At 60.8% G+C, this 11,848-nt stretch carries 9 protein-coding genes; 8 read left to right on the top strand and 1 reads right to left on the bottom strand.

All coding sequences use genetic code 11. The features are described 5' to 3' along the window. Positions 1-3: 3 nt before the first annotated feature. The 8 genes from ABOK31_RS09520 to murB all read left to right on the top strand — a co-directional run bounded on the left by ABOK31_RS09520 (position 4) and on the right by murB (position 10,319). Positions 4-1,467 (top strand): UDP-N-acetylmuramoyl-L-alanyl-D-glutamate--2,6-diaminopimelate ligase, encoded by a 1,464-nt coding sequence (locus tag ABOK31_RS09520; protein WP_349958746.1) that lies wholly within the window; start codon positions 4-6, stop codon positions 1,465-1,467. Beyond that, positions 1,464-2,924 carry a UDP-N-acetylmuramoylalanyl-D-glutamyl-2,6-diaminopimelate--D-alanyl-D-alanine ligase gene (locus tag ABOK31_RS09515; protein WP_174179970.1) on the top strand — a complete coding sequence of 487 codons (1,461 nt, stop codon included), beginning with the start codon at positions 1,464-1,466 and terminating at the stop codon, positions 2,922-2,924. The genes ABOK31_RS09520 and ABOK31_RS09515 overlap by 4 nt, the downstream gene beginning before the upstream one ends. A gap of 11 nt (positions 2,925-2,935) precedes the next feature. Further along, a complete protein-coding gene (gene mraY, locus ABOK31_RS09510) occupies positions 2,936-4,057 on the top strand; it encodes a phospho-N-acetylmuramoyl-pentapeptide-transferase (protein WP_174179968.1) in 1,122 nt (373 codons plus the stop codon). A 7-nt stretch (positions 4,058-4,064) separates the two neighbouring features. Then, entirely contained in the window at positions 4,065-5,477 is a 1,413-nt protein-coding gene (gene murD, locus ABOK31_RS09505; RefSeq protein WP_174179966.1) for a UDP-N-acetylmuramoyl-L-alanine--D-glutamate ligase, read from the top strand. A gap of 1 nt (position 5,478) precedes the next feature. Continuing rightward, positions 5,479-6,633: a putative lipid II flippase FtsW gene (gene ftsW / locus ABOK31_RS09500; protein ID WP_015340353.1), complete on the top strand. Its 1,155-nt coding sequence runs from the start codon at positions 5,479-5,481 to the stop codon at positions 6,631-6,633. Positions 6,634-6,814: 181 nt separating this feature from the next. Next, the gene (gene murG, locus ABOK31_RS09495) at positions 6,815-7,936 is read left to right on the top strand and encodes an undecaprenyldiphospho-muramoylpentapeptide beta-N-acetylglucosaminyltransferase (RefSeq protein WP_349958742.1); all 1,122 of its coding nucleotides are present in this window, start codon (positions 6,815-6,817) and stop codon (positions 7,934-7,936) included. After that, complete coding sequence (gene murC, locus ABOK31_RS09490) at positions 7,933-9,348, top strand: UDP-N-acetylmuramate--L-alanine ligase (RefSeq protein ID WP_174179962.1); 1,416 nt, start codon at positions 7,933-7,935, stop codon at positions 9,346-9,348. The genes murG and murC overlap by 4 nt, the downstream gene beginning before the upstream one ends. Then, positions 9,345-10,319 carry a UDP-N-acetylmuramate dehydrogenase gene (murB, locus tag ABOK31_RS09485; protein WP_174179960.1) on the top strand — a complete coding sequence of 325 codons (975 nt, stop codon included), beginning with the start codon at positions 9,345-9,347 and terminating at the stop codon, positions 10,317-10,319. Before murC ends, murB begins: the two co-directional genes overlap by 4 nt. 92 nt (positions 10,320-10,411) lie before the next feature. Here murB and ABOK31_RS09480 read toward each other — a convergent pair whose 3' ends face one another. After that, positions 10,412-11,743, bottom strand: a complete 1,332-nt coding sequence (locus ABOK31_RS09480; RefSeq protein ID WP_174179958.1) for an MFS transporter — start codon at positions 11,741-11,743, stop codon at positions 10,412-10,414. Positions 11,744-11,848: the final 105 nt, after the last annotated feature.

Genomic DNA, 11,848 nt, shown 5'->3' with positions numbered 1-11,848 from the left:
TCGATGAACTTGCGGGATATTGCCGGGAATGCGTTTCCGGAACTCAACACACATATTGGCGGGGCGCTTGGCGATCTTGAGATAAGCGGGATCTCTGCCGACAGCCGCAAGGTGGCGCCAGGCATGGCATTTGTCGCCGTTGCCGGCACGAAGGCCGATGGCGCAAGTTTCATCGCCGACGCTGTTTCGCGCGGTGCCTCCGTCATCGTTGCGGGTCATGAGGCCAACGCCGGTAATGTGCCCGTCTTGCAGGTCTCCGAGCCACGCCGGTTCCTCGCTGTCGCCGCTGCACGTTTCTACGGACGGCAGCCGGAAACGATGGTGGCTGTGACGGGAACTGCGGGCAAGACCTCGGTTGCTTCCTTCACACGGCAAATCTGGGCCTATGCCGGCCACCCCGCCGCCATGATCGGCACGACCGGCGTCGTTTCGCCGACCCGCAACGAATATGGTGCGTTGACGACGCCCGATCCGGTGTCGCTGCACAAGCTGCTGGCCGAGCTTGCCGACGAGGGTGTCACGCATGCGGCCATGGAAGCATCCAGCCATGGCCTCGACCAGTTTCGGCTTGATGGCGTGAAGCTTGCCGCCGCCGGCTTCACCAATCTTGGCCGCGATCACATGGATTATCATCCGACGGTCGAGGATTATATGGCCGCCAAGATGCGGCTATTCCGCGACTTGCTGCCGAAGGGCTCGCCGACCGTTATCTTTGCCGATGACGCGTGGTCCCCTCAGGCAATTGCTGCTGCCCGCGATGCGGGGCAGGATGTCCGCACAGTCGGGCGCAAGGGCGATTTCCTTGCGTTGAAGCGCGTCGAGCACTTCCGGCACAAGCAGATCGCCGAAGTGCATGTCGGTGACGACATCTTCGAAGTTCATATCCCGCTTGCCGGAGATTTCCAGATCGCCAATGCGCTTGTCGCTGCCGGTCTCGCAATCTCGACCGGCGTTGCCGCATCGGTCGCCATGGCGGCACTGGAGAAGCTTGTCGGTGCATCCGGTCGCCTGGAGCTCGTCGGTCATACGCATGACGGCGCGCTTGCCTATGTTGACTATGCCCACAAGCCGGATGCGCTTGAAAACGTCCTGAATTCGGTGCGGCCGTTCACGACGGGGCGCGTCATCGTCGTTTTCGGCTGCGGTGGGGATCGCGATCGTGGCAAACGTCCGATCATGGGCGAAATAGCCTGCCGTCTTGCCGATGTCGTCGTTGTCACCGACGACAATCCGCGCTCCGAGGATCCGGCAACGATCCGCGCGGAGATCATGGCGGCTGCCGCCTGCGCGACGGAGATCGGCGATCGCGCCGAAGCGATCCGCAAGGCAGTCGGACTGCTGAAATCCGGCGATACGCTGATCGTCGCCGGCAAGGGGCATGAGGAAGGTCAGACGATCGGCGGCGTGACGCTGCCGTTCTCCGACCATGCCGAATTGCGCAAAGCATTGGAGGAACTGAAGTCTTGAACTGGCTATGGACAACTGAGGATCTGATCGCTGCAATTTCGGGCCGCTTCGTCGGATCGCTGCCCGCTGGCATCACGGGCATTTCCATCGACAGTCGTTCCATCCAGCCCGGCGAGGCTTTCTTTGCGATCAAGGGTGATCGCGTCGACGGTCACGACTATGCCAATATCGCCATGGCGAACGGTGCAGCCTTCATCGTCATCAGTGAGGCACGCCTGCCGGCAATGGGCAGTCTGACCGTGCCGAAGGTGGTCGTGGACGATGTCTTGGCGGCGCTTGCACGGCTCGGTGTCGCCGCCCGCAAGCGTACGCAGGCAAAGATCATCGCCGTCACGGGTTCCGTCGGCAAGACGACGACCAAGGAGATGCTGCGCCGGGCGCTGACGCCTTCGGGCAAGGTGCACGCCTCCGTTGCTTCCTTCAACAATCATTGGGGCGTTCCGCTGACATTGGCGCGCATGCCCGAGGATACCGATTTCGGCGTTTTCGAGATCGGCATGAACCATCCCGAAGAGATCAGGCCGCTCGTCAAGATGGTGCAGCCGCACGTGGCAATCATCACCACGATCGCGCCGGCCCATCTCGGCAATTTCAATAGCATCAGCGAAATCGCTGCCGCGAAGGCGGAAATTTTCGACGGCGTCGTGCCGGGCGGTCATGCCATTCTCAATCACGACAACGATCAGTTCGAGATGCTGGAGAAGGCCGCCGTGGCGGCCGGCATCGAGCACGTGCACAGCTTCGGCCAGCATGCCAAGGCCGATGTGCGCCTCGCGGAGTTCAATGCTTCGGAAGAGAATTCAACGCTTTGGCTGACCATCGGCGGCGAGACCATGGAAGTGGCGCTTGGTGCGCCTGGCCGCCATATCGCGGAAAATGCGCTTGCCGTGCTCGGTGCGGTCATGCTCGTCGAGGCCGATCTCGATCAGGCGGTCGATGCGCTAGCGGACCTGCAGCCGGAAAAGGGCAGGGGACAACGCCACAAGCGCGCGATCGGCAACGGCTATTTCACGCTGATCGACGAAAGCTACAACGCCAACCCTGCATCCATGCGCGCGGCCATCGCGCTGCTGGCGACGACATCGCCGCATGCAGGGCCGGGCGGACGGTCGGGCAGGCGGATCGCCATGCTCGGCGACATGTTGGAAATGGGGGATTATGCCCAGCGGGTCCATGCCAACCTTGCCGGGCCGCTCTTGGCGGCTGGCATCGAGCATGTCTGGCTGGCGGGTCCGGAGATGGCGGCTTTGAGGGATGAGCTGCCGGAAAGTGTTCATGTCGAATATCACGAGACGACTGAGGAACTCTCGGAATTCGCGCTCAATTCTGTCGCCGCCGGCGACGTCTTGATGGTGAAATCGTCGCTGGGAATGGGGTTTGGAAAGATCGTAGCGGGCTTGCTTGACAAGTTTCCCGCATTTTCCGACACGGGCCCTCAAACCCATCAGGGGCTTTAGAAAGGGCTCTTATGCTGATCTGGCTTGCCGAACTGTCGGACCATATTCATTTTTTCAGTACCCACTTCAGATTCTTCAATCTGTTCAGATACATCACATTTCGTACCGGCGGTGCCCTGTTCACATCAGCGTTGATCGTCTTCCTGTTCGGACCGCGAATCATCTCCTCTCTGCGCGTGCGTCAGGGTAAAGGGCAGCCGATCCGCGCCGATGGTCCGCAGACGCATTTCAAGAAGGCCGGTACCCCGACCATGGGCGGCCTGATGATTCTGGCCGGTATCGTCGTCTCGTCGCTGCTTTGGGCCGATCTTGCCAATGTCTATGTCGTTGCCACGCTGCTCGTCACACTCGGCTTCGGGGCGATCGGCTTCTATGATGACTATCTCAAGGTGACCAAGCAGAGCGACAAGGGCTTTTCCGGTCGCGCGCGCCTCGGCATCGAATTCGTCATTGCCGCCATCGCTGTCTACTTTATGATGACGACGGCATTGTCCTCCGGCCCTGCCGGCTCGACCTTCGGCTCCTCGGTCGCCTTCCCCTTCTTCAAGAGCTTGCTGCTTAATCTCGGCATGTTCTTCGTGCTGTTCGGCGCCTTCGTCATTGTGGCTGCCGGCAATGCCGTCAACCTCACGGACGGCCTGGACGGGCTTGCCATCGTGCCCGTCATGATCGCCGCTGCATCCTTCGGCATCATCTCCTATCTCGCCGGCAACTTCGTCTTTGCCGACTATCTGGCGATCAATTTCGTGCCCGGCACGGGCGAGCTCGCGGTGGTGCTCGGCGCCGTCATCGGCGCGGGTCTCGGCTTCCTGTGGTTCAATGCGCCGCCGGCCGCAATCTTCATGGGCGACACGGGCTCGCTGGCACTCGGCGGCATGATCGGTTCGGTTGCCGTCGCCACCAAGCACGAGATCGTCATGGCGATCATCGGCGGCCTGTTCGTGCTTGAGGCGCTTTCCGTCATCATCCAGGTCGGTTTCTTCAAGATGACCAAGCGCCGCGTCTTCCTGATGGCGCCGATCCACCACCACTTCGAAAAGAAGGGCTGGACGGAAAGCCAGGTCGTCGTGCGGTTCTGGATCGTTGCCGTCATTCTGGCGATGGTCGGCCTCTCCACCCTGAAGCTGCGGTGAGGCGTCGATGATCCCTGTCACCACGCTGAACGGAAAGAAGGTCGCTCTCTTCGGCCTCGGCGGCTCGGGCTTTGCCACGGCGCGTGCGCTCGTCGCCGGCGGCGCCGATGTCACGGCCTGGGACGACAATCCGGACAGCGTGGCGAAGGCGGCTGCCGAGGGAATAGCGGTCGCCGATTTGCGCACCATCGACTGGAACAGCCTGTCGGTCTTCGTGCTGTCGCCCGGCGTGCCGCTGACGCATCCCAAGCCCCACTGGACCGTCGATCTTGCTCATGCAGCTGGCGTCGAAATCATCGGCGATGTCGAGCTTTTCGTTAGGGAACGGCGAGCGCATGCACCGGATTGCCCTTTCATCGCCATTACCGGAACGAACGGCAAGTCGACGACGACGGCGCTGATCGCCCATATCCTGCAATCGAGCGGTCGCGACACGCAGCTCGGCGGCAATATCGGCACCGCCGTACTGACGCTCGACCCGCCGAAGGCCGGTCGGTTCTATGTGGTCGAATGCTCTTCCTATCAGATCGATCTGGCGCCGACGCTCAACCCTTCGGCCGGCATCCTGCTGAACCTGACGCCCGATCATCTCGATCGCCATGGCACGATGCAGCACTATGCTGACATCAAGGAACGGCTCGTCGCCGGGAGCGACGTTGCCGTCGTCGGCGTCGACGACAGCTATGCCTCCCTGATCGCCGACCGCGTCGAGCGGGCGGGTATCAAGGTGATGCGGATTTCGCGCCGACATGCCTTGGCGGATGGCCTTTATGCAGAGGGCAGCCGCATCCTGGAGGCATCGAACGGTGCGGCAAGCGAGATCGCCGATCTCGACGGCATCCAGACCTTGCGCGGCGGCCACAACGCACAGAATGCAGCAGCAGCGATCGCTGCCTGCCTTGCTGTCGGCATTTCCGCCGAGGAGATCCGGGCCGGGCTGAAATCCTTCCCTGGTCTCAAGCATCGCATGCAGCCGGTCGGACGGCGCGGCCGAGTGGTCTTCGTCAACGATTCCAAGGCGACCAATGCGGATGCGGCAGCCCCCGCGCTTTCGAGCTACGAGAATATCTACTGGATCGCCGGCGGTCTGCCGAAAGAGGGTGGGATCACCAGCCTGGCGCCGCTCTTTCCGCGTATCGCCAAGGCCTATTTGATCGGTGAGGCGGCGCCCGCCTTTGCGGCGACGCTCGGCGAGCAGGTGCCTTATGAAATTTCCGGCACGCTGGAACGCGCCGTCGCGCACGCTGCTGTTGATGCGGATAGGGATGAACACGAGTCCGCAGCGGTGATGTTGTCGCCGGCTTGCGCAAGCTTCGATCAGTACAAGAATTTCGAGGTCAGAGGCGACGCCTTCGTCAGCCATGTCGCTGCGATCGATGGCGTCACCATGCTGATCGGTTCAGCAGCTGGAGGCAAATGATATGGTAAGCCGCGTTGAACGTGGGGCCTTGGCCGAGTGGTTCTGGACCATCGACCGCGTATTTCTCGCCCTTTTCATCCTCTTGATCGGCATCGGCTTCATGCTGTCCTTCGCGGCGTCGCCCGCGGTGGCGGAGCGTATCGGTCTTGAGCCGTTCCACTTCGTCAAGCGCCATGCCCTATTCCTCGTCCCGGCGATTGCAGCGATGATCGGTATTTCCTTCATGACGCCCAGGCAGGTGCGAAGGACCGCGGTCATTCTGCTCATCGTATCGCTGGCGATGATGCTTTTCGCGCTTTTCTTCGGCATTGAAGTGAAGGGTTCTCGCCGTTGGGTCAATATCGCGGCCTTGTCGATCCAGCCTTCTGAATTCATGAAGCCGGCTTTCGTCGTCGTCTGCGCCTGGCTGTTTTCCGAACATGCGCGCCAGCCCGAGATTCCTGGCAATCTCTTTGCTATCATCCTCTTCGGCATTGTCGTCGCCTTGCTCGTCGCGCAGCCTGACCTTGGCCAGACGATCCTGACGACCGCCGTCTGGGGTGGCATGTTCTTCATGGCCGGCATGCCCTGGCTGTGGATCATCGTACTCGGCGGTCTCGGCGCAGGCGGTTTCGTCACGGCTTACTACGTCTTCGATCACGTCGCGCAACGTGTGAACAAGTTCCTGACGGGCGAGGGCGATACGTTCCAGGTCGACACCGCCAAGGAAGCGATCGTTCATGGCACCTGGTTCGGCGTCGGTCCGGGTGAGGGTACCGTCAAACGCATCATTCCGGACGCCCACACCGACTTCATCTTCTCGGTCGCGGCCGAGGAGTTCGGCGCCATCTTCTGTATGGTGCTCGTGCTGATCTTCGCCTTCCTCGTGCTGCGCGGCCTCTCGCATGCCTATAAGGAGAAGAACGATTTCAACCGCTTCGCCGTGGCCGGTCTGGTGCTGCAGATCGGCATCCAGTCGATCATCAACATAGGCGTGAACCTGCAGCTGCTGCCGGCCAAGGGCATGACGCTGCCGCTCATTTCCTATGGCGGCTCGTCGATGACCGCGATCTGCGTGACGGCTGGCTTCATTCTGGCGCTGACGCGTCATAGGCCGGAAAAGCGTGCACAGGACCGTACCATGTTCCGCGTGACGCACGGTTTGCCGGCGGAGTGATCGTCTTGGAACTGCTGTTTATTTGCTCTTCATATCTCCAGCCTTCCTCTCATTCTCCGGTCGCTTTTCACGAGGTGCCGGGCTATGAGGGGAGCTTGGCCCGCGCCGATGACGCGGTCGGGGCGGCTTCCTATATTAGGGAGATGCCCCGAGTAGTGGGGTATTCGCGGGAGCGAAAATTATGAGTAAAGGCATTGTCCTTCTTGCCGCCGGCGGAACCGGCGGTCACGTATTTCCGGCCGAAGCACTGGCCTACAAGCTGAAGGAGCGCGGCTATTCCGTGCATCTCGTCACCGACAGCCGTGCCGAACGCTATGCCGGCAAGTTTCCGGCAGACGAGATTCATGTCGTGCCCTCGGCTACGATCGGTTCGAAGAACCCGGTAAAGGTTGCGCAAGCTCTTTGGACGCTGTGGACCGGTATGCGCGCTGCGCGCAAGCTGATCCAGCGCATCAAGCCCGTCTGTGTCGTCGGCTTCGGTGGTTATCCGACGGTTCCGCCGCTTCTGGCGGCGACGCGCATGGGCGTACCGTCCATGCTGCATGAGCAGAATGCCGTCATGGGCCGCGCCAACAAGATGCTGGCGACGCGCGTGCGCGCGATTGCCGGTGGCTTCCTTACGGACAACGGCGCATTTGGCGAGAAGACGGTGACCACGGGCAATCCCGTGCGCCCGGCTGTCATCGAGGCTGCGAAGCGTCCCTATGTGCCGTCTGGTCCGGAAGATCCGTTCAACCTTGTCGTCTTTGGCGGCAGCCAGGGCGCTCAGTATTTCTCGAAGGCCGTTCCTACGGCAATCAGCCTGCTTGAGGAGCCGCTGCGCAAGCGCCTGCGGATCACCCAGCAAGTGCGCCCCGAGGATATGGAGACGGTCAACAGCTGCACAAGAAAGCTTGACATGGGCGCCGATGTTGCGCCGTTCTTCAACGACATGGCGGAGCGCATTGGCGCTGCGCATCTGGTTCTCTGCCGCTCTGGTGCTTCCACGGTTTCCGAGCTTGCAGTTATCGGACGCCCGGCGATCCTGGTTCCCTATCCGCATGCGCTCGATCACGATCAGGCCGCCAATGCCGCGGCATTGGCGGCAACCGGCGGCGTGAAAGTTATCGCGCAGTCGGAACTGACGTCAGAGAAACTTTCCACCATTCTGCGCGGCGCCATGACCATGCCGGAAAAGCTCGCAAAGATGGCGGCATCAGCCAAGCAGGCAGGCAGGCCGGATGCGGCAAACTTGCTTGCCGACATGGTTGAGGCTATTGCCGCGGGACGTTCAATTCAGCAATTCAAGGGGGCAGGCGCATGAAGCTGCCGAAGGCAATCGGCCTTGTGCATTTTATCGGTATCGGTGGCATCGGAATGAGCGGCATTGCCGAGGTTTTGCATAACCTCGGTCATCGCGTACAGGGTTCCGATCAATCGGAAAGCGCCAACGTGCAGCGGCTGCGCGACAAGGGCATCCCGGTCCATATCGGTCACAAGGCTGAGAACCTTGGCGATGCAGAAGTCGTCGTCGTGTCCACGGCCATCAAGAAGACCAATCCGGAGCTGGTAGCCGCGCGCGAAAAGCTGCTGCCGGTCGTGCGCCGTGCCGAAATGCTGGCCGAGTTGATGCGTTTCCGCAACGCCATCGCCATTGGCGGCACGCATGGCAAGACCACGACGACGTCGCTCGTGGCAACGCTGCTCGAAGCCGGCGGACTTGATCCCACGGTCATCAATGGCGGCATCATCAATGCCTATGGCACGAATGCGCGCATGGGCGCCGGCGAGTGGATGGTGGTCGAAGCCGATGAATCGGACGGCACCTTCCTGAAGCTGCCGGCGGATGTCGCCGTCGTGACCAATATCGATCCGGAGCATCTGGATCATTACGGCAATTTCGATGCCGTGCGTGCCGCCTTCCGGCAGTTCGTCGAGAACGTGCCGTTCTACGGCTTCGGCGTCATGTGCATCGACCATCCGGAAGTTCAGTCGCTGGTCGGGCGCATCGAGGATCGAAAAGTCATCACCTATGGCGAAAATCCGCAGGCGGACGTGCGTTTCTCGAATGTACGCATCGATGGCACGCGTTCGCTGTTCGATATCGAAATTCGCAGACGCCGTACGGGCAAAGTGATCCAGATCAAGGATCTGGTCATGCCGATGCCGGGCCGCCACAATATTTCCAATGCGACGGCTGCTGTTGCTGTTGCCAATCGGCTCGGGATTTCCAGCGAGGCGATCGCCAAGGGGCTTGCATCCTTCGGCGGCGTCAAGCGCCGCTTCACGCTGACCGGTGAATGGAACGGGGTCAAAGTCTTCGACGACTACGGTCATCACCCTGTCGAAATCAAGGCGGTGCTGAAGGCTGCGCGCGAAGCCTGCGCGGGCCGCATCATTGCCGTTCATCAACCACACCGCTATACGCGCCTGTCGAGCCTCTTCGAGGAATTCGCCGCCTGCTTCAACGATGCCGACAGCATCTTTCTGGCGCCGGTCTATGCTGCCGGCGAAGATCCGATTGAGGGTGTCGATTCGCAGACACTGGTTTCGCGCATCAAGGCCGGCGGTCATCGCGATGCGCGCTATCTGCCATCACAGGAAGATCTTGCCGCCATGGTTGCAGAGATTGCGCGACCGGGTGATTTTGTGGTTCTGTTGGGGGCTGGTAGCATCACATATTGGGCAGCATCATTGCCAAAGGAATTGGAAGGCCTCTCGGGTAAGTCCGCATGAAACAGGTAGATGGGGAAAAGCTTCTGGCGTCGCTCGGCGACGGTGTAAAGGACATCAGGGGCCGGCTGACGCCGGATGCTCCGATGGATCGTGTGACGTGGTTCCGCGCTGGCGGGCTGGCGGAATTGATGTTCCAGCCTCACGACACGGATGATCTGATCGCATTTCTGAAGATCCTGCCGGAAGAAGTGCCGCTGACGGTCGTCGGCGTGGGTTCGAACATATTGGTGCGTGATGGCGGCATTCCGGGCGTCGTCCTCAGGCTTTCGGCCAAGGGCTTCGGCTCGGTCGAGCTTGCCGGCGAGAACCGCATCCTGGCCGGCGCGATCTGCCCGGACAAGCATGTCGCCGCCATGGCGATGGACAACAGCATCGGCGGTTTCCATTTCTATTACGGCATTCCTGGCAGCATCGGTGGTGCTGCGCGGATGAATGCAGGTGCCAATGGTGCCGAAACCCGTGAGCGCGTCATCGAAGTGCATGCGGTCGACCGCAAGGGTGACAAGCACGTCCTAACCAACGCGGAGATGGGTTACAGCTATCGCCATTCCGATGCGTCTGAGGATCTGATCTTCACGCACGTCCTTTTCGAGGGTTATCCGGAAGATAGAGCCAAGATTCGCGCCGAGATGGATGCGGTACGCGCTCATCGCGAAACGGTGCAGCCGGTACGGGAAAAGACAGGCGGCTCAACCTTCAAGAATCCGGATGGTCTTTCCGCCTGGAAGCTGATCGACGAGGCGGGTTGCCGCGGTCTGGTTATCGGCGGTGCGCAGATGTCGTCGCTGCATTGCAACTTCATGATCAACATGGAGCAGGCGACCGGCTATGATCTGGAATATCTCGGCGAGCAGGTGCGTCGCGAGGTTTTCGAAAAATCCGGCGTCAAGCTGGAGTGGGAAATCAAGCGCCTCGGCCACTTCATGCCAGGCCGGGAAGTCCGCCCGTTCCAGGGTGTGACGACGGAGTAGGCCCGGGCCGCAATCGGCGCCAACTTCACGAAATGATTCAAGAAAAAGGCCGGGTTTTCACCCGGCCTTTTCAATTGGTTATGCTTGTTCTCTCAGACTTCGTCATTGCCTGAAAGCAGAATGCCGATCAGCGAGAGAACCGCGGCCGCCGCCAGATAGTAACCGACATAGACGAGGCCGTAGTTGGTTGCGAGCCACGTGGCGATGTAGGGCGCCAGGGATGCACCGACGATGCCGCCGAGATTGAAGGTCATCGAAGCACCGGTATAGCGCACGGTGGTCGGGAAGGGCGCAGCCAGAGCCGCGCCGATCGGGCCATAGGTAAAGCCCATCAGGGCCAGACCGATGATCGAGCAGGCGAAGGCACCGGCAAGACCAGCCGTCAGCAGCGACGAATAGAACAGACCGAAGATCAGGATGCCGATCGTCGTCAGGATGAGGACCAGACGGCGCGAATACCGATCTGACAACAGGCCCGAGATCGGGATCATCAGGCCGAAGAAGACGACGCCGACAAGCTGAACGACGAGGAATTGGCCCTGGGAATAGCCGAGACCGGCCGGAAGCGCACCGTTGCCTGGAGGGCGAGTGCCCCAGCTCAGCGTGAATGCCGTCATCAGATAGAACAGCACGAAGGTCGCGACCGCGATGATGGTGCCGAGGATCAGGCTGCGGAAGTGCGAGCGGAAGATGACCGCGATCGGAACAGAAACGCGCTCTTCCTTCTCGATGGCGCGCTGGAACTCCGGGGTTTCGGTGATCTTCAGGCGGACATAAAGACCGACGGCCACCAGCACGATGCTGATCAGGAAGGGAACGCGCCAGCCATAGTTGAGGAAATCCGCATCTGCCATGGTTTCGCGCAGAATCAGGAAGAGACCTGCCGAAAGGATGAAGCCGATGGGTGCGCCGAGCTGCGGGAACATGGCATACCAGCTGCGCTTGCCTTCCGGTGCGTTTTCCGTCGCAAGCAATACAGCGCCACCCCACTCGCCGCCGAGACCAAGGCCTTGGCCGAGGCGGCAAAGCGCCAAAAGAATCGGTGCGAGAACGCCGATCGACTCATAGGTCGGCAGCATGCCGATCACGACCGTCGAGAGGCCCATGGTCATCAGCGCAGCAACCAGCGTCGCCTTGCGGCCGATCCGGTCCCCGAAATGGCCGAAGATCATCGCGCCGATCGGGCGCGCGAAGAAGGCGATGGAGAAGGTCGCGAAGGACTGCAAGGTTGCAGATGTCGGATCGCTTGCCGGGAAGAACAGCTTCGGGAAGACGATAACCGCCGCCGTTGCATAAACATAGAAATCGAAAAATTCGATCGTTGTGCCGATGAGGCTCGCGATCAGAACACGTGCCGGGGAATTCGCAACAGCATTGTTCGATGACGAGGGAGTCGGCGATAAGGGAGATATCGCGTCAGTCATGTTCCCACCAATTCAGATGATGCTAAGGCGCGCTTAGCGGATAAAAATTGTCCTTAGCGTAATTTTTGTTCAACGCAAACGTTAACTGCGCAAGAAATCAGCGGT

Source organism: Rhizobium sp. ZPR4, assembly GCF_040215725.1.
Lineage (GTDB): Bacteria > Pseudomonadota > Alphaproteobacteria > Rhizobiales > Rhizobiaceae > Rhizobium > Rhizobium rhizogenes_D.
Note: the sequence above shows the minus strand (reverse complement) of the source record. Positions and strands in the feature narration are given on the sequence as shown.

Bases quoted from the DNA above. Each gene is read 5' to 3' on its own strand.
- ABOK31_RS09480 (WP_174179958.1), bottom strand. From the start codon at position 11,743: ATGACTGACGCGATATCTCCCTTATCGCCGACTCCCTCGTCATCGAAC.
- mraY (WP_174179968.1), top strand. From the start codon at position 2,936: ATGCTGATCTGGCTTGCCGAACTGTCGGACCATATTCATTTTTTCAGT.
- ftsW (WP_015340353.1), top strand. From the start codon at position 5,479: ATGGTAAGCCGCGTTGAACGTGGGGCCTTGGCCGAGTGGTTCTGGACC.
- murG (WP_349958742.1), top strand. From the start codon at position 6,815: ATGAGTAAAGGCATTGTCCTTCTTGCCGCCGGCGGAACCGGCGGTCAC.
- ABOK31_RS09520 (WP_349958746.1), top strand. From the start codon at position 4: ATGAACTTGCGGGATATTGCCGGGAATGCGTTTCCGGAACTCAACACA.
- murD (WP_174179966.1), top strand. From the start codon at position 4,065: ATGATCCCTGTCACCACGCTGAACGGAAAGAAGGTCGCTCTCTTCGGC.
- murC (WP_174179962.1), top strand. From the start codon at position 7,933: ATGAAGCTGCCGAAGGCAATCGGCCTTGTGCATTTTATCGGTATCGGT.
- murB (WP_174179960.1), top strand. From the start codon at position 9,345: ATGAAACAGGTAGATGGGGAAAAGCTTCTGGCGTCGCTCGGCGACGGT.